The 19164-nt window shown below is 29.9% G+C and carries 20 protein-coding genes; 3 read left to right on the top strand and 17 right to left on the bottom strand.

The window, feature by feature from the left end:
* Positions 1-6: 6 nt before the first annotated feature.
* The 17 genes from L3B98_RS00100 to L3B98_RS00020 form a co-directional block, all read right to left on the bottom strand.
* The gene (locus L3B98_RS00100; RefSeq protein WP_238915083.1) at positions 7-441 is read right to left on the bottom strand and encodes a DUF6838 family protein; all 435 of its coding nucleotides are present in this window, start codon (positions 439-441) and stop codon (positions 7-9) included.
* Between the two features lie 548 nt (positions 442-989).
* The gene (locus L3B98_RS00095) at positions 990-1940 is read right to left on the bottom strand and encodes an Ig-like domain-containing protein (RefSeq protein ID WP_238915082.1); all 951 of its coding nucleotides are present in this window, start codon (positions 1938-1940) and stop codon (positions 990-992) included.
* 351 nt (positions 1941-2291) lie between these two features.
* Positions 2292-3683 (bottom strand): Ig-like domain-containing protein, encoded by a 1392-nt coding sequence (locus L3B98_RS00090; RefSeq protein ID WP_238915081.1) that lies wholly within the window; start codon positions 3681-3683, stop codon positions 2292-2294.
* A gap of 225 nt (positions 3684-3908) precedes the next feature.
* Complete coding sequence (locus L3B98_RS00085; protein ID WP_238915080.1) at positions 3909-4037, bottom strand: XkdX family protein; 129 nt, start codon at positions 4035-4037, stop codon at positions 3909-3911.
* A gap of 17 nt (positions 4038-4054) precedes the next feature.
* The gene (locus L3B98_RS00080; RefSeq protein ID WP_238915079.1) at positions 4055-4327 is read right to left on the bottom strand and encodes a hypothetical protein; all 273 of its coding nucleotides are present in this window, start codon (positions 4325-4327) and stop codon (positions 4055-4057) included.
* Positions 4328-4343: 16 nt separating this feature from the next.
* Positions 4344-6386, bottom strand: a complete 2043-nt coding sequence (locus tag L3B98_RS00075; RefSeq protein ID WP_238915078.1) for a pyocin knob domain-containing protein — start codon at positions 6384-6386, stop codon at positions 4344-4346.
* A 42-nt stretch (positions 6387-6428) separates the two neighbouring features.
* Positions 6429-6623 (bottom strand): hypothetical protein, encoded by a 195-nt coding sequence (locus L3B98_RS00070; RefSeq protein ID WP_238915077.1) that lies wholly within the window; start codon positions 6621-6623, stop codon positions 6429-6431.
* Positions 6620-8815: a phage tail spike protein gene (locus tag L3B98_RS00065; protein WP_238915076.1), complete on the bottom strand. Its 2196-nt coding sequence runs from the start codon at positions 8813-8815 to the stop codon at positions 6620-6622. The genes L3B98_RS00070 and L3B98_RS00065 overlap by 4 nt, the downstream gene beginning before the upstream one ends.
* Positions 8815-9483, bottom strand: a complete 669-nt coding sequence (locus tag L3B98_RS00060; protein ID WP_238915075.1) for a phage tail protein — start codon at positions 9481-9483, stop codon at positions 8815-8817. Before L3B98_RS00060 ends, L3B98_RS00065 begins: the two co-directional genes overlap by 1 nt.
* A gap of 13 nt (positions 9484-9496) precedes the next feature.
* Complete coding sequence (locus tag L3B98_RS00055; protein WP_238915074.1) at positions 9497-11419, bottom strand: phage tail tape measure protein; 1923 nt, start codon at positions 11417-11419, stop codon at positions 9497-9499.
* A gap of 38 nt (positions 11420-11457) precedes the next feature.
* Positions 11458-12066 (bottom strand): bacteriophage Gp15 family protein, encoded by a 609-nt coding sequence (locus tag L3B98_RS00050; protein WP_238915073.1) that lies wholly within the window; start codon positions 12064-12066, stop codon positions 11458-11460.
* Positions 12066-12425, bottom strand: a complete 360-nt coding sequence (locus L3B98_RS00045) for a DUF6673 family protein (RefSeq protein ID WP_077360526.1) — start codon at positions 12423-12425, stop codon at positions 12066-12068. Before L3B98_RS00045 ends, L3B98_RS00050 begins: the two co-directional genes overlap by 1 nt.
* 213 nt (positions 12426-12638) lie before the next feature.
* Positions 12639-13121, bottom strand: a complete 483-nt coding sequence (locus L3B98_RS00040) for a hypothetical protein (RefSeq protein WP_077360524.1) — start codon at positions 13119-13121, stop codon at positions 12639-12641.
* A gap of 412 nt (positions 13122-13533) precedes the next feature.
* On the bottom strand, positions 13534-13947 hold the full coding sequence (locus L3B98_RS00035; RefSeq protein ID WP_077360522.1) for a sigma-70 family RNA polymerase sigma factor: 414 nt from the start codon (positions 13945-13947) through the stop codon (positions 13534-13536).
* A 50-nt stretch (positions 13948-13997) separates the two neighbouring features.
* A complete protein-coding gene (locus L3B98_RS00030; protein ID WP_077360520.1) occupies positions 13998-14351 on the bottom strand; it encodes a hypothetical protein in 354 nt (117 codons plus the stop codon).
* A gap of 48 nt (positions 14352-14399) precedes the next feature.
* On the bottom strand, positions 14400-14582 hold the full coding sequence (locus tag L3B98_RS00025) for a DUF1540 domain-containing protein (RefSeq protein WP_015390851.1): 183 nt from the start codon (positions 14580-14582) through the stop codon (positions 14400-14402).
* Between the two features lie 191 nt (positions 14583-14773).
* Positions 14774-14980 carry a helix-turn-helix transcriptional regulator gene (locus L3B98_RS00020; protein WP_077360518.1) on the bottom strand — a complete coding sequence of 69 codons (207 nt, stop codon included), beginning with the start codon at positions 14978-14980 and terminating at the stop codon, positions 14774-14776.
* 326 nt (positions 14981-15306) lie between these two features.
* Here L3B98_RS00020 and L3B98_RS00015 point away from each other — a divergent pair, with 326 nt between their 5' ends.
* From L3B98_RS00015 to L3B98_RS00005, 3 genes are all read left to right on the top strand, one after another.
* Complete coding sequence (locus L3B98_RS00015; RefSeq protein ID WP_015390849.1) at positions 15307-15660, top strand: helix-turn-helix transcriptional regulator; 354 nt, start codon at positions 15307-15309, stop codon at positions 15658-15660.
* Entirely contained in the window at positions 15641-16303 is a 663-nt protein-coding gene (locus L3B98_RS00010) for an ImmA/IrrE family metallo-endopeptidase (protein WP_238915072.1), read from the top strand. The genes L3B98_RS00015 and L3B98_RS00010 overlap by 20 nt, the downstream gene beginning before the upstream one ends.
* A gap of 516 nt (positions 16304-16819) precedes the next feature.
* Positions 16820-18643: a methyl-accepting chemotaxis protein gene (locus L3B98_RS00005; RefSeq protein WP_238915071.1), complete on the top strand. Its 1824-nt coding sequence runs from the start codon at positions 16820-16822 to the stop codon at positions 18641-18643.
* Positions 18644-19164: the final 521 nt, after the last annotated feature.

Genomic DNA, 19164 nt, shown 5'->3' with positions numbered 1-19164 from the left:
TCCTCCTTAAAAATTAAATTTAACTTTTTCTGCTTTTGGGCTTTCAGGAGTATTAAAGTTTCTGTCTTGTGTAAAGTCTATTTTAAGCTTTAGGTGAAGTTCTGTATTCTTCGTTCTACCTCTTAGCTTTCTTATCTTTGCAGCTCTATCTGAAACCTTTATATACCCACTACTAAAAATTTCTCGCATTTTATCAAAAACTTCATTTTGTGATACCAAGTCCACATTCATAAGTTCATCTAGTGGCGGAAAATAAATTATCTTTATAGTTATTACATTCAAATAACTATTTCTATTTAAATCCTTTTGCCTACTAGTAATATAGCGAATAAAAAAAGAAGGTCTTATAAAATCCTTCTCTGTCTTTGATAAATATACTTTTGTACTTGGAAAGTTTTCAACTAACATATTGTTAATTGAATTTACTAATTCATTAATCATGAATCGCCCCCTATAATTCCAATATTATTTTTGTTGTTAGTATATATTGCAATTATCAATGTTCAATCCTCGCTGATCAATAAATGTTGATTTCCTTCGGAAATCTTTAAGTATTGAACAATTACTTTTATAATATATACACATTTTAATCTGAACTTTAATTTTAAAATGTTAGTTGCTATGTGAGTTAAAGCTCAGCAAAAACATCACCTCCTTTTATAAGTCTCACTAAATCTTAAGAATTATAAAGAAAAAGCACTTATAGTATGTTATTCATCCAATAAGTACTTTAAAAGGAATTTATCTTTTCTTCCCACTTACTATTATAAGGCTTCTAAATATCAATTTCTTATACATATCCTCTAACTTTTCTATAATTTACTTATACTTTTCCAATAAAATGTTCTTTAGGGTTGCTATAAAGTAATATTGCAAATCCTAATACACATTTTCCAATTACATGGCAATATAAAAGACACCTACATTTCTCTGCAAGTGTCTTGTATCAACTTTAGTATTTAATTTCATATCAGCCATATTATTCTCTATTAATTATTTTTATCAATACTACTCTTATCAAATTTATAAACTGATGAACTTGTTTCATTATTTTCTTCGGCTTCATACCACTGAATAAAATCTTTAACTTGTGAATTTGGAACACTATACCTATTTCCATCAGTCATTTCAAAAAATATATCATCCCCATTGACCACATTTACAGCACATGTTGCACTCGCTTTAGTTCCATCAATTTTAGTTGCCGTTGCAGTAACAGTCGCTTGTCCTTCTTTTATACCCGTAACTTTACCAGTTGAATCTACTGTTGCTATACTTGTATCACTCGAATTCCATGTTGCTTCTCCTAAATATCCTACTGGATTTAATGTTGCTGTTAATTTCTTTGAATTATTAACTACTAATTTCATTGATGATTTATCTAATGATAAGAATCTCTCCATCATTTCGATACCTTCTATACGAGGTGCATATCCACCACTATTCATCACTACAATTCTATAATATGTATAAGCAGTTGTAGGTATAGTTGAGCATATAAATGTCTTTCTTTCACTATCTTTAAATACTAAATTTCTTCGAGTATCCAATGTTACTTCTTCACCATTAAATAAGCCAGTATTAGATGCTTGCAAACTAAAACTTCTTGGATACATATAATTAAAGCCACTAAGATTATGGATTGTATATTTTTCGATTCTTCTAGGGCTAGGGAATTCATATTCTATCCAACCGCTATCTACAGTATCCCCTATCCATGCATTATTATCATTTTGAGTAAAAGCGGAATAGGCGTGACTATTTAGCAAATCTTTAGAACTTGAACTTACAGCACCAGACGGAGCTACATAGCTTGTCATTCTAGGGATTTCGTTATCTGTATACACAATATCTTCTGCAAAAGTGATATTACTATGACCAAATATAATTATTATAGCTACTATAAACATTATACTAAAATTTTTAAAATATTTTTTCATTTATCATTTCTCCCCTATATTATATAATTTTAACAATGAACAAACGCGTTTATAACCATTCTAATATCATATATGGTAATTTTAAACAAAAATAGTAATACAAATTATACTATATATAATATATTAAGTAAATTTTTACCTTCATTCGTATAGTGTCTTTTAAAGTTATTACTATCTAAACACTAATGCATGTAATTAAAAAATAATTTTTTGCTGCCTAGTTATTATCTTCATTTCTTATTAAATTAATTAATCCTGTCTTCCAATTATGCAGAAATAGTAAAAGGTACCTGCATTGTGATATGCTCCCTTTATAAACTTTATATTTAATTATCTTTCCATAAAATCAATTTATGCTATTACTGTTGCAGGTACTTTGATTGTAACAGTCCCTGCAGGTGGAATATCTCCAACATTAACTATAATATATTTAGATGTTGATCTTGAATCAACACTTCCTTGAGTGGTTGTTACTCCACCAACATTAAAGTCAATATGATTAGGAGGTAGATCATTTACTACTACAGCTTTAGCTGTCTTTGCACCAGTATTAGTAATTACAAGAGTATATGTGAAATTATCTCCTACCCATACGTCTTGTACATCTGCTGTTTTTACTACACTCAATGTAGTATCAGCAGTTCCATGAAATATAATAGTAACATCTCCACCAGCATTGTTTGTGTTATCACCTTTTGCATGAGCAATATTAGTTATATACTCTGAACCTGCTTGTGCTGGATCATTTCCCTTTGGTACTACAGTTACTAAACATGATGCACTTAAATTGCTTCCATCTAATGTTGTAGCTGTTATTGTTGCTGTCCCTGCTCCTATAGCTATCACTTTTCCATTTGAATCTACTGTTGCAACAGATATATCAGATGAACTCCATTTAACACTTATACCAGCTGGAGTTGTTGTTTCAATTAAAGTTTCTGAATCATCTATTGTTAAATTTGTAGTTGACTTATTTAAGGAAATCGACTTATTTTCCTTATTCACAGTTACGGTACATGTTGCAGTTAAACCATCAGCAGTTGTAGCTGTAATTGTACAAGTTCCTACACTCTTTCCTATAACTTCACCTGTAGCTGAATTTACTATTGCTATTGAAGAATCATTAGATTTCCATGTTACTTGTACTCCTGCTGGAGTCGTTGTTGCTATTAATTGCCCTGATTCTCCTAATTTTAAATTCATTGATGATTTATCTAATGAAATTGTTTCAGCATATGGTAATAAATAACCAGTATCATCTATGTCTATACAATCTATGCCCCAATAACCACCAACATTTGATTTTATTATTACGTTATGATTCCCTTCCTGTAGATCAAGTTTTTGAAAATATATTGTTTGATATTGAGGTGAATTTCTGTACATAGATGTCGTGTAGTTAACTCCATCAATTATAATGCTCATATTATTAGACCAATCATAATTTAAAACATCAATTAATCTTAATTTAGTTCCTACAAATGAAAAAGACATTGTATCTATTGATCTAGACCTATTATCATTGCTTTTATAATCGGCACCATCCCCAACAACTCCAAAAGTGCGTCCATATACAAACTTGCTATCAGTTCCATCAATTCTCTTCCATCCATTTTCAGGTGATATTAATTGTTGGCCAACTGTAGCTGCATTAGCACATTTTCCACCATATATCATTCCAATTCCAATAATAGCTAAAGCCATCATAAGCATAATACTAAATTTTTTAAAGTAATTTTTCATTTATCATTTCTCCTTTAACTTTTAATTGTTTAATCACATCTTCATTTTAAATAATTAATTCTAAATTTACTTTTTCAGTTAATAATCAAGCCCCCCTTTTATTCAACAACACATTAATCCAATAACAAAAAGTACCTAGCCTATGGGGCAAACTAGATACTTTTTTAAACTGTATTTGATTTTTAAAAGGATTTTATCTTTTCTTCCCACTTACTATCTTTTCTATTATGCAGCAACACTAGCAAGTATTTCTATTTTTTGCTCTGCTGTAATCCAACTTTTACTTACGGCAACATCTAACATTATATCTGTAACCATTTTTTCTTTATATAAATATAATAATCTTTCATACATATTAATCACCTCCTAAATTACTTGTTAATTAAGTTATTAATTTGTGTTTGCATATTTAAATTATCTACAATAAGATTATTTATTAATTCTGCTTGTTTTTCAGCTTCTGTTGGTTTTGGTGTTGGTGGATTTAAATGCTCTTTATATACTTCATCAGCTGTTTTTATTATATTATAATTAAACTCTTGTACGCCATTAGCATTACTGACTATTAATTCTGCTTTAGGAGTATAAATAACTCCATCTATTTCTTTCCACATTTCTTTATATTCTTGCTCTGAAACTGTCATTGTTTTTTCCTCCTTATTAGTTTGCAACGTAAAATGATATACCTGTAAGAGATACCCAAGAATTTGAACTTGCTGTTATTATATAAATAGACCCATCCGGATAAGTATCAATACGCCCAACAGTTGTATTATTTGAATTCATAGTCGCACTTAATGATATAGCTGGTGGACGCCATCCTGCTGGCAATTGAGCACATACCGTTCCTATTGTCCCATTCTTTATTAAACCACTCAAAGTAACAACATTACCTATCCTTGTAGCTCTAGGGGTATCAAATCCTGCTGAGTAGGCAACCCAACCATTTAGAAGTGTTAAATCTACTGTTTCAGTTGTGGCTACTCTCTTCCAAGGTGTCCATATTGTTGTATTTCCTCCATCATATGAGTATCTTATAAATGTCTCTCCTGTTTGACCAATCCAAAATTGTTGAACCCATCTTGTATGTGCTATATACGATACATACACTGTTGCCCATTGTTTAATCGGATAATTAGCTGTAAGATATTCTAATTGAATATGATAGACTCCTGGTTCAACAACATTATTCATATCTGTATTTATTCCTTGTCTATTGTAAGTTTTTAATAATCCATTCCATTCTCCCCATGCAGCACCATTAGAAAATCTTTGAAATGTTCTACCTACATTTGCACCAAAATAACAATTCAACACTTGAGTTCCATATCCATTCTTAGTTACCCCATTAGGAATGTATGTTATCTGATAATATTGTTCTGCTCCATCATTCGGGGTTCCCCACGCTGTCCCATCAGTTTTAAAGCTCCCTGTATAACCTTTTAAATAGTTAGCATTTTGAAAAACTTCTTTAGGTAACGTGCCATAATATTCTGTTAGATTATCCACCTTTTTTCCACCTAACATTTCTGAATTTAATCCAATTTGCAATGTTCCATCTTTATCTGATTTATTTTTATTTAGATCTGACAACTGCAAATCAATCTTATCTAATCTACCATCTAAATCACTCTCCCCACCTCTAGCAGTTTCAACCTCTGCCTTAAGGTTTGTCACATTTTTAGATAATGCTGTAATATCTCCAAAACTTTCCATAGCCGTTATATTTGCTTCTGCTCTTACATTTTCAGCATCTAAATCAGTTTTAGTACTATTTGCTGTTGTATTTATATCAGTTAAATCTTTCTTAGTCACAGTAGCTTTGTCATTTACAGTAGTTAAATCTGCTTTGGTTACATTTGCTGTTGTATTTAATTTATCCAGATCTGCCTTTGTTGCTAATGCATTTGCATTACTTTTATCTAAATCAGTTTTAGTACTATTCGCTGTTGAATTGCTTGCATCCAAGTTACTTTTAGTCGTATTAGCTGTTGTGTTACTTGCATCCAATGCAGTTTTATTAGCTGCTGCATTGGAATTTGATGTGTCTAAAGCTGTTTTTGTAGCTAGTGCATTATTATTGCTTGTATCTAAATTACTTTTAGTTGTATTAGCAGTAGTATTTAAACCATCTAATGCTGTTTTTAAAGTATTTCCTGCTGAGATTGTTGTATTTAAGTTTGTATTACTTGTATTAGCATTATTTGTCGTTGCAGCTAAGGCTGTATTAGCATCTATTGCTTTATTTATATTTTCAAAGAAACTAGCTGCTTTATCTAATTTATTTTCTAATTCGTCCATAAGTGTATAAGTTGCTGTACTTATAGTTCTTTCATTTTCTAGTACACTAGGGATTACTTTTAAAGTTAAATTAAATGTAGCTTTCTTTTCACCTGTTTTTGTATTTATAAATTGTAATTCTATTTTGGTCGTTCCACTTGTAGTTGTAAGTTGTTCGTCAGGTATTATTGTTACAACATTTTTATTTATTGTATATTGAGTATCTTGAATAAGCAGCATATTATCAGCTTTCATTGCTTTTAATCTAACCTTGTAATTAGTTAAATCTGCTTGTAATCCACCATCAAATATATTAAAAATCAAATGAAGTACATCTAGCTGTTTACAATTTGCATATACACTTAAATTTTGTTTTAAATCTAAATTTGTCTCTAAAGCATGTATATCACTCATTTTTTTCATTCCTTTCTAAATAAAAATAGCGCCTACTTTTTTAGTAAGCACTTATTCCTCAAATCTTTTATTTATTGTACTTTCTATGACTGTTATGGCTTTTAATACATTTTCATCTAGCACAGCAAAACTTTCTTTTAAATTAGATTTAGTAACATTTCCTTGTTCATCAACTTCGCTAAATGTATAAGCTATCTTTTTTCCTACATCACTATTTATAACAGCGAACCCAGTTAATATTTTCATTTTAAATCCTTCCCTTCTAACAATATATTTTCAGTATTAATTACCTCATCTTTTAGCAAACTTTCTACCTTTATAAGATTCTCAACATCATCTTTTAAATTTATTTTCTCTTCAAGCCTTACATTTTCATAACCTTTTCTTTTTGCTTTTATTTCCCATGCAAACTTTGTTTCATTTTCTCCATATACTATAAAATAATTTGGATATCTATCAATTTTAGAAATACCGCCATTATAAATTTGAGTAAAAACTTGATAACTTATATCAGTATTAACACATTCCTTAAATATATCTTCAAAAACAATGATGCATTCACCATTTCTTATAACGCCTTCACCAATATCTCCAAAATAATATTCTGCTGTCTCATAAGCTGTGATTCTTCTTTTCCCATAGTTTAAGGTATTTTGAAGACAAGGTTTGCTACCCTCTACATCTAAGTCTCCTCCAACCCATAAATCTTTATTCACATCTAAGTCCTGATTAAAAAGTGAGTACTTGCTAACATTTAAATTACTACCAATATAAAGATCATCGGGAATAAATAATGCCGTTTTTCTAGAATGTGCTTCTATCCTTCCTGTATAACCATTTTCATTGGATATCTCCAAGCCTGTACTATCAATTAAACAATAAGTGTCTTCATCATTTCCTGAAACTTCAAACCCTCTTACTGCTCTAGCATAACCTCGCTTACTTACATTAAAAACTGTTTCTCCATCATGTCTAATTCTAAACTTACCATCATTAATGGTTATTCCATCGCCATTAATTTGAGTATAACCATCAGAAGCACCACTAAAAGCAACTTTAAAAGCATCTTTATTTAATTCCCACGAACCTTGAGTATTTCCGCCTTGTACTACAGCATTTATTTTATTTGCATTTTGTGTTATGCTTGATTGCAAGTTATTTTTAGTATCTAAAGCTTCCTGTCTTATTTGACTAGCAGTTTGGTTTATAGAAGTTTGTAACTGATTTTTGCTATTTGCTGCTTCTGTTCTTAAAGTATCTTCTGTTAATTTTATTTGAGTAGACAAAGTATTTTGCATACTTTCTACTCTCAAAGTTACTTCTTGTTTAGCAGTTTCAATTTGTTTAACTGTAGTGTTTATAAGATCTGCTATATCTTGTTTTGCGAATCCAATTTCTAACTTAATATATTTATCTGACAATACATCATAAATAGTTTTATTTATCCTTCCAACCAAATCTAAATTTAATAACCTATGCTTTATTTCTACTAAATCACCTAAACTCGTGTTTTCTAAAATAGCATATTCTTTATACTCTTCTGTCTTCCCAAGCGTCACCAAATCAACTGAATAATTAAAATTAATTTGATCAAATTTTTCTTCGGCAAACATCTTGCTACAAGTTTCCCTTATAATTTTATAAGCTTCTGCTTCTGCTACCTCATTTGAAGCTTTTTCACCTTTACCATCCCAAATTTTTAATTTTAATTCTATTTCTTTAAAATATTTTTTCTCATAATTATTTACCTTTGGAGATTCTACATAATATTCTGGAAGTCTTAAGTCTCCCACCTTTGGTATTAGAACAGTTACTAAGTCTGTATCATCTATAGTTTCTTTTATAGAAGCTATATTTTTACCATATGAAATAGTAAATCCGTCATTTGAACCTCTGCTGTCAACTATATCTATTGCATTATTGTTTATGATAAATTCTCCACCATATTCACCTAAAATACTATTTTCTTTACCTATTAAAGCTTCTAATGCAGAACCTTCTTTAACATCAACTATTACATTACTAATTGCATTATTATCTAGATTTCCAACAGTAAAATTATTTTTTTCCAAAGTATTAGCTAAAATATACTGTATAGCTTCCTTTCTTGTTTTACCTGCAATTGTCATTTTCCTTACTCTATTTGCTCTTAAATCTGCAATAAGTTTAGTTTCTGCATAAACTATTACTTTACTTGAGGTCTTTTCAACTTTTCTTATTCTAAACTGCTGTTCAGATCTAGTATCTTTCATAGGACAAGTAATTATATTACCTCTTACTATATAATTACTGATTCCTTTAGTATCTTGAAGAGGATACTCCAAGTCCAAAGTAAATTCACCATTGATTATTTCTGTTATTTGACATTTAGTACACTCACTTAAAATCCATTGATTACCTTTAAAATTCTTTTCTGCACTCTCCCACAGTCTAATCATCATATCACTCTCCAATTTGGAGTCACCTCTATTTTTGTAACATTTCCACTCCAAAAAATAATGTTTTTACCCGGATCAAAATATGGGAAATCACCCTCCATTAATTTTCCTTTACCATCTAATACTTCTTCTATTTCAGAGGCTATTGTTATTGAATCATATAAATTAGATAAAGTAAAAACTCTACCATTTATATTTATAGTAATGTTTCCACTACCATAAATAGTTATAATAGGTAAAGCTTTATGATTTCCAAAATTATTTAATATTGTTCCATTGGAATTTATAATATTTTTATTTCTTCCACTTATAAAATACTTAGATGGCTGACATCTAAATTGTATCAGAAAATTATACATTTGATTTTTTATTATCTGTTCAAGAGGAATTTGATTACTGATTCTTGCTTTATAATAAAAGCCTTCTTCATTACTAAAAGTTACTTCTCCATTGCCTCTAAGCCAACTACAGATAGAATATGGATCATCACCAAAATAATCTGCTTCAACTTTTTTAGTTTCACCACTATAGCCTTTGAATTCTGTTAAAAATCCATCTCTGCCCTCTATTGTAATTTCCTTTGTATTTTCAGCACTTAAAGAAACAGGTGGTAAAGATATTACCTTAACACCCATATCATCAGAGCTTATTCCATTCCATATAAACATTTTACCACCCTTTCTATACTAATTTTCTCTTACTTAAAAATGCAATTTCTTGTGCTAATTCTTGTACACTCTGCTTATCTGTTCCATTAAAGTTTTCTATATTTACATTTATTCCATTATCATTATTGTTAGTTATTCCTTGTGTATTAGCTCCTGCTTCCTTATTAGCTGATGCCACAATTCCTGCAGTAGTTCTTGCAGTTTCAAAACCTACACTAGCCTTTAATCTATCAGTTAAATTTGATACATTATAATCCAACTGATCTTCCAAATTCGGTGTTTCAAGTTCAATACCAACACCAATACCTTTTATTATATTTTTACCTATTTGATCTCTGAAAACTCTTGAAGGTGAATGTATATCTAAATTATCTTTAAAACCTTGTACAAAACTATCACAAAGACCTCCAATCCACCCAGTCATACTATCCCATGCATTTTCAATCCCCTGTTTTATACCATCAACTATATTACTTCCTATTGAAATCATTTGGCTTGGAAGATTAGAAATTGTATTAACAATTCCTGTAACCACATTTCCTACTGCTGCTGTTGCTGTGCTTAGCATATTTCCTCCCCAAGTTACTAAATTGCTTAAGGTTGAATCTAGCCAAGTCATCACTTGTGTTGGTAGTTGCATAAAAAAGTTAACTATTGAGGTTATTATACTTTCTGCTGTAGTCGTTGCTGCTGTCAGCATGCTACTCCCCCAAGTTGATAAATTTGTCAAGGTTGCATCTAACCAAGCCATTATTTGAGTTGGAAGCTGCATGAAAAAATTAATTATTGAAGTTAACATACTTTCTGCTGCTGTTGTTGCTGCTATCAGCATATTACTTCCCCAAGCTATTAAATTGGTCAAGGTTGTATCTAACCAAGTAGCTATTTGAGTTGGAAGCTGAGCAAAAAAATTAACTACCCCCTCTATCCAAAGAGGCACATTAGTTGATAGATATTCCCAAGTGCTTACACACCAGTTCACTATAATTGCTAATACTTCTCCTAAGCCATATGCCATTTGATTAGGTAATTCTGCAAGGAATGCTCCTATAGATTCTATCCATGCTGGTATTGCTTCTGTGAAAAAAACTACAATAAGATTCCAACCATCGCTACACGATTGAGCTACACTTTGCCATAACTCTCCAAAAAATGCGGGTAAAGTTTCTGTAAAAAAAGCTACTACTGAATTCCATCCATCACTACATAGCTGATATACAGTTTCCCACAAGGTTCCAAAAAATTCTGGAACTGTTTCTGTAAAAAATTCAACTAGACTGTTAAAAGCTTCTGGAATTGTTTCTGTGAAAATTAAGCAAATACTATCCCATACTGTAGCTGCCGCTTCTGAAATTGCAGTCCATGAACCTATTATAAATTCTCTAAAACCATCACTTGTGTTCCACAAATAAATTATTCCTGCTATCAGTCCAGCTATTCCGGCTATTATAATCCCAACAATATTAGCATCCATTGCTACATTCAGCAACCATTGCGCTACTGTTAATCCTTCTTCTGCCTCCTTAGCTTTATTAAATGCCTCAACCATCCCCTGAACTAATTCTACTGCTTTGAAAACTTCAAGTGCAGTCCCAATTCCAATGATTCCAGCTGAAACCAAATCACTATTACTAAGAAGCCAGCTAAGCCCATCTACAAGTGCAGGTAACGAATCTTTAACCACAGCATCTACACGTTCTGCAAAACCTCCTAAATTTTCAGCTATTGCTTGAACTTTTGAAGATATTTCATCAGAGCCTAAAGCCTCCTTTAAAGCATTTGCCATGTCATCTAAGCTCGGTAAGACCTTCTCTGCTATGGGAGTCACAAAAGTTTCCTCCAGTGTACCTTTTACCTTATCCTCCAGATCCTTAAGTCCTTTTTCAAAACTACTTGTATCAATAGACGTATCAATTTTAATCGAATTTTCTGCCATTTATTCACCACCTTTCCTAAGACATAAAATAAAAACTCTTATAATATTCCTCTTAAATCCCCATTTCCCATCAAAGCTTCTTCTATAGCATTAATTTTTTCTATTTCATTTTTGGATTTTGGAATTTCATAAAGTTTTTTCATTTTTCTATAATATTCTTTTTGTTCTTTAGACATTTTATTATCTATGGTCATTGCTCTATAACCCATTATTTTAACTATCTCATTATCTTCCTTAAGGGCTTTAAACATAGCCTTAAATTTCCACCAATGAAGCTCCTCTACATCCTGAAGATCCAAAGCGTATTGATCTAAAAAAGCACTATAAATATATTCATCATCATACTCAAAGGAATAAACTTTTTCACTCTTGCCAGTACTACTTTGAGATTTCTGACTTTTTATATCCTTGCCTCCTTGATAAAACCATAATGCCTTATCAATTGCTTCATTAATATTCTTATCAATATCTTTAGGAATAACAGGATAGTAGAGTTCTAACGTTTTAATAATCTTCTCCTTATCACTAAGTACTTCATCCTGTATCATCATTTCAAAAAGAATAGAAGTGCGGAAATCAAAATTTATTTCATATTCTGTGCCTGATATCTCTACTGACTTTGGCAATAGGTCAATTAAAATGTTCATTATTTTACCTTAGTTCTACGTTTAGCTCTATCCGAAGAGTATTTAGATGAAATAGTATTTAATTCTTCTTCTGATTGTTTTATCTGCTCAGAAATTCCATTTTTCAATTCATCAAATGCCTTCAAGCAAATTAATAAGTTGACCTTCTCTCCAAAAATCTTTTTCGCTGTACCTTCTCCAAAAAGTTCATTAAAACAATTAAAGACAGCATTGCATTGTTTCCTAATTGCAGCAGAAAGCTTAAGGCCTTTTGAGTCTTGAGCTTCCTTTATAACTTTATCAATTGTTTTTTCATACTTTTCAGAACTATCTGCATCAAATATATCCAATTGTCCTATTTCTACATTATTAATAATCATCTAAATTCCTCCTCAAATATCTCTTAAGGCAAATGAAAAAAATAACAAGTCTACAAATACCATTTTTATTTTTAATCAAGTGATCTATTAATATGGTATATAAACTTGCTATTTTTGAAGATGCCTAAATAAATTCTAATTATATTTATTTTTCTTAATCTTATTCTAAAGTTGTATTAAAATAAATTATTACTATAGTATTTAAAATTTATTCTATACAGCTGGAATAAACTTCTTTGTAGTAACATCAAAAGTCCCAAATTTTATATCTCCAATACCAAGTAAATTACCTGTTGCTCCCATTTGTCCATCATTATTATCAAAACTTGCAACTTCTATTGCCACTCTAAATTTTCTAGCTTCGTATTGACCTTCTGTAGTCCCCTTTTTGTCCAAGTCAACAATAATATAGTCAGTTTCACACTCTGCTCCAACCAACTGTTTTTCACCAACATTACAAATAAAATCAACTGCTTTTTCATCTCTTATTTGATCTGTAACATATGCTGTACTCCAATCATATCCAACTATACTTTTAGTTGCTGATTTATCATTTACATATTTCTTAGATGCTGTTTGAGCTGCTGGAGTTTCATTTAAATCCGTAAATCCAGCACCCATTAATACATATTCTTCTGTATCCTTCCCTACATTTAGATAATTTGCAAAACTCTTTCTTTGTTTAATTGTTCCCATTATATTTTCCTCCTAAATAATTAATTGTTAATTCATTTTTGGGTTAATAATCAAGAATCCTCTTCATTCAACAACACATTAATCCCCATAACAAAAAGTACCTAGCCTATGGGGTAAACTAGATACTTTTTTAAACTGTATTTGATTTATAAAAGGGATTTATCTTTTCTTCCCACTTACTATTATAAGACTTCTAAATATCAATTTCTTATACACATCCTCTAGCATTTCTATAATTTTCTTATAATTTATCTATAATAGTGATTTATCGCAAGTAATCATATGGAGATTCATGTAGTCAAAAACATTATATAAATGAATTTAACTAATGTTCAAAGTTATAACTTCTTAAAATTAAACAAAAAAATATAGGCAGAAATATCCACCTATATTGATTAATAATTTATTCAATTTAACAGATATACTTTTCCATTTTCCCAGCTGCTTGTTTCTCTAACTGCTTGATTCTTTGATATGATAAATTCAATTTATCCTGAACAACATAATACTTTCTATGTTCTATATGCACAACACTTATTATTTCTTTTTCCTCCTCTGTCAATATAGTTATTGCATTATCGATCCTTTGCAATTCTCTTTTTTTAGCTGCCTTTTCCCTATATAATTCCTCTTTCTTTTCCATAAGTATCTCAGCCTGCTGTTCCACGCTAGAGGTGAACTTATTAGTCTTTCCTGTTTTTTCACCCATACCTTGTCCACTTACACCAAGTATTTCTTCTTCTAATTCTTGAACTCTTATATCTATATATCCTATATCTGCTAGAATTTCTTTGTATCTTCTTATTCTATCTAATGTGTTATTCATATATACCCCTCCCAACAAATAAACCATTCTTTTAACGATTAATCTCTAAATTAATTAACCTTCCAATTGTTTAATTCAGTTCTAATCCATATTAACTTACTTCTTAACACCTCAATTTCCATTCTTAAATTTTCTAAACCATTCTTGCAGGAATAATAAGCACTTTCTGCTATATCCCTTTGTAATCTTAATTCTGCGACCTCTTCATTACCCTTTACCAATTCCATTATTAATGTAGCAGGATATTTTTCTGATTTAAGCTTCAATATTTCAACAGCTTGCTTTATTCTATAAGCTTTTTCTGCTTTTGCTCTCCTTAAGCCTAACGTCTTTAACTCTGTGCTTCCCTTATCTAATGCAACAATGCATAAATTTAAACTTTCAATTATTCCTTGTGAATTCATTACGTGTACCTCCAAATATACATTTTTCTTATCTATTAAAATATCTACTTACATGCTTACTGGTTTAAGCATCCAATTAACATAATACTTATAAGTATCACATCTCATTTCATCCAATTCTTCTTTTTCCTCTTCTGAATACCAAGTAAAGTTTTTAATTTCTATTGCTTCTGCTTTACACATTCCCTCATTATAGTTAACACAAGTTTTTGCTCCACACTTAACTAACAATTTAAATTCCTCCCTCTATTCGATATAAATAATGTTCATCTTCCCACCACTACAATCTCTATAGAAAGTTAATATAATTTCATATTTCCAATTTATTTATTATGTTATCCTTTAAAATTTCATTGCCTCTATTTTTTATTTTAATCCAATTAGTCATACTGATTATTATAAGTATATTATTTGATTGTGCCTTAGCCTGTTATCTTTAGATCCTTGAATATCTCATCTGTTGTGCAACTATAAGTAATTGAAAGTCTCTTTATTAATTGCGAAGAAGGAGTTAACCTTCCTTGTTCTAATTTGTAAAAGGTACTTTTACTTATTTTTAATAGTTCTATAACTTCATCAACTTCAAGACCTGCATTTAATCTTCTTAATCTTATTGGCGTTAATTTCATTTTTCCACTTCCTAACAATCGTATTCTAAAATATAGATATGAATTTTAATTCTTGAGTTTGTATTAGAATATTACTTTTTTTATATACATATTGTGATTTTAAGTCTTAACTCCAATCTTTCAAAATATATTTTTAACTTAATCTCCTTTGCTTCATCATATATATATTTTATCATAATAACCGATATTTGCAAACACTTGTTCTCGTACGTAAAGTGATAAATTTTCAAATTATGGAGCTAGTCCTCTTATTTTCTTTATTTTTCTTAAAATTTCCATTGATTTTATCGGCAATTATGATAAAATTATCATAAGAGGTGATTAAAATGTTAGGTGATAAAGTAAAATTTCTCAGAAAACAAATGAATATCACACAACAAAAATTAGCTGAAACTATTGGAGTAAGTCAATCAACTATAGGAATGATTGAGGGCAACAAACAAGGTGCTAGTAATGATACTTTAATAAAGCTTGCTAATGTATTAAATACTACTGTCGACTATTTATTGGGTAATTCAGTAGAGGAGATAACTTCTACTACTTCAGATGATGAGAATGAAATGAATTATGATAATGATATTAGAAGAATCGAAAGAGCTAGAAAGAAAATGGATGCAAAAAATAAAGAAAAAATGATGCAAATTTTAAGGACTGCTTTCGATGAATACTTTGACGATTAGATATAGATACATTAAAAATATAGTAAATGATATTTATATTAAATTAAATATCAAAGAATTTCCTATCGATGTATTAGATATAATAAATTCTTTTGATAATATAAAAATAGTTTCTTATCATCAATTCATGACTGATCATAATTTAACTACAGAAGAAACTTTTGAATTATTAACTTCATATGATGGTTGTACTGATTATTTTAAGCCACTAGATAGATATATAATTTACTATAATGACTTAAATGACAAATCTCCAAGCAGAATTAGATGGACTCTATCTCACGAATTAGGCCATATTTTATGTGGACATTATTCAGATAACACAAGGATATTTTCTGAAAATATGGATGAAGACGAATATAATTTTAAAGAAGCTGAAGCTAATCATTTTACAGCACTTTTATTATCTAATCCAATAATATTAGATAAATTAAAAGTACGACGTTCATCGGATATTGAAACTTATTGCTCCATATCTTATCAAGCAGCTAAATACAGATATAAAAATTATAAGAAATGGTGTAAGTATAAGATTTTAACTAGTTCTGATAGAGCCATTCTTAGAAACTTTCAAAATTATTTACATATGCAGGAACAAGAATATAATGAATATATTAATTTTATAAATTCCTTTACAAATTAATGTATTTTTTAATCAAATTAGCCTGTAATCATACTGGCGCACTAAAAATAGGAGTTGCTAAAATCTCTCCTATTTTCTCATTATATTATTCAGAGAAGCAAATTTTGTTACAACTTTTCAAAAGCATACAAAAATGAATACTTTTACTTTAGAAGTATGCCTTACTAAAGTAAAAGTACACTTTAAATATCTCAACTCTTTTTTATTTTAAGTCTCTAAACATATAATTTACTACAGCAATTCAAACGACAAATTTCACCCAATATTCAAACATAAATAATCCTATATTGCCATAATTAGTTATTAATTTTATTGATTCGACTTGTGCAGTATGATATCATAATTATAAAGCTAAATATTTTATCGAAACACAAATATAATTATAATTTAAAATATATAGATGAATTTACTAATCTATTTATATATTTTATCATTACATTTTTTTCTAATATAAATTTTTCCACAATTTTAAGTAATTATTTAATCTGTATTGAAAATATGAGAGGGGAAATAAGAATGAGATGGTATTATAATTTGAAAATTTCTGTAAAATTGTTAATTGGGTTTATTATTGTGGCTATTATTGCAGGTTTGGTAGGAGTAATTGGTGTTACAAATATTAAAAAAATACAAGCTCTTGACAGTGAGATGTATACGAGACACACTAGCACTCTTGATGACTTAGCAATAGTATTAAAAGATTATCAGGCAGAACGTGTTATTTTAAGAGATTTATTTATTTTAAAAGACAATACTGAAAAACAAAAGAAATTGACTCAATTTAATACAATAAAAGATGAAATCAAGATAAGTATGGCCAATTTTGAAAAAGGAATAAAAGACGATACTGTCAGAGAAAATTTTAATAACTTAGATAAAGCTCTTACTGATTTTTATGCTTATTATGAAAAAGAAGTAAATCTCATTAATTCAAATCAATTAGAACAAGCAAGTTCAAATCTATATACTGAAGGAATAAATATAGCAAATGCTGTGAACACAGCTTCTGAAAATCTTTTAAAATTAAAAGTAGAGCTTGCTAAACAAAGTGCAGATAACAATGAAGCAACTGCAAATTCTACAACTATGACAATGATTTTAATAATATCTTTGTGTACAGTTATATCCATCATCCTTGGTATTTTCATATCCCGTATAATAAGTAAACCAGTTAGTAAAATGGCTGAAGCCGCTGAAAAGCTTGCTTTAGGTGATGTCAATGTGAACATAGACTTCAATTCCAAAGATGAAATTGGCAGCCTTGCAAAATCATTTACGAAAATGATCACCACAGTTCGCGAACAAGCTATAGCTGCTGAAAAAATAGCTGCTGGAGATCTAACTACCGTGGTTACTATTAAATCAGAAAATGATTTACTAGGCAAAAAATTATCTGAAATGATTGAAAAAAATAATGAAATCTTGATAAACATAAGAAATGCTGCTGAGCAAGCAGCTTTAGGAGCTAAACAAGTCTCTGATTCAAGTATTGAACTTTCACATGGAGCTACTGAGCAGGCAAGCTCAATTGAGGAATTGACTGCATCCGTTGAGGAAATATCTTCACAAACAAAATTAAATGCTGAAAATTCTAATCAAGCTAATGAGCTAGCTGAATCAGCTAAATCAAATGCAGTACAAGGTAGTTTGCAAATGAATGAGATGCTTAAGGCTATGGAAGAAATAAATGATGCTTCTGGTAATATTTCAAAGATTATTAAAGTAATTGATGAAATAGCATTTCAAACTAATATCCTAGCACTTAACGCTGCTGTTGAAGCGGCAAGAGCTGGTCAACATGGTAAAGGTTTTGCAGTTGTAGCTGAAGAGGTTCGAAATCTTGCTGCACGTTCTGCAAAAGCTGCTAAAGAGACAACTGATATGATTGAGAGTTCAATAAAGAAAGCTGAAGGTGGCACAAAAATTGCTCAAGATACTGCTGATGCTCTTAGTAAAATAGTAGATAATATAGAAAAAGTAGCTAATCTTGTAAGTGATATTGCTGTTGCCTCAAATGAGCAAGCTTCTGGAATAAGTCAAATTAACCAAGGAATAATACAAGTATCTCAGGTTGTCCAAGCTAATTCAGCTACTTCCGAAGAAAGTGCAGCAGCAAGTGAAGAACTTTCTTCTCAAGCTGAACTCCTTAAAGAAATGGTTGGAAAATTTAATTTAAAAGATAGCTATAAGTCTTATAACAATACAAATGCATTAAATCCAGAAATATTAAAGATGCTTGAGGAAATGGCTGAAAAAAACACTAGTAAATCAACCAATGAAAATCCTAGAACTAAAAAGACAAAAATTATATTAAGTGATACAGACTTTGGAAAATATTGATAGCCTTCGTGAAGCAGCTATACAACTAATTAATTTAGTTGTAAAGATATCCAAATCAGAATTAGACTTATGCAACAATTACCGAAGTCAGATACATTTATCTTCCACAGGACTAGTGAAATTTTCGCTGGAAGGTTCTAAGTGGAAGGTTGCACCCATTTCTGCATGTTCCTAAAGTAAATTTATGACAAGCAGAAAATGAAACAACCTTCCACTAATAACCATCATCAGCTCAATTTCACATGCCTGCTTCCAGAAAAATGTATCTAATTTCTAGTGTAGTGTTATGATTATAATTTCTCAATTATGTGTGTATATTCCATTTATAAGTTTGATTATTAATTTGGATATCTATATAACAGATTCTTGACTTTTATTCTATGAATGTTTTTCTTTTACTAATATGCATAAATAAAAAAAGATAGTTATTACAACTATCTTTTTATCTTACCTCGCAACGTCCTACTCTGCCACACAGTCTCCCATGCAGTACCATCGGCGCTATAGACCTTAACTTTCCT

This window comes from Clostridium sp. YIM B02555 (assembly GCF_022320955.1).
Classification (GTDB): Bacteria; Bacillota; Clostridia; order Clostridiales; family Clostridiaceae; genus Clostridium; species Clostridium saccharoperbutylacetonicum.
This window is presented reverse-complemented; position numbering and strand designations above follow the sequence as displayed.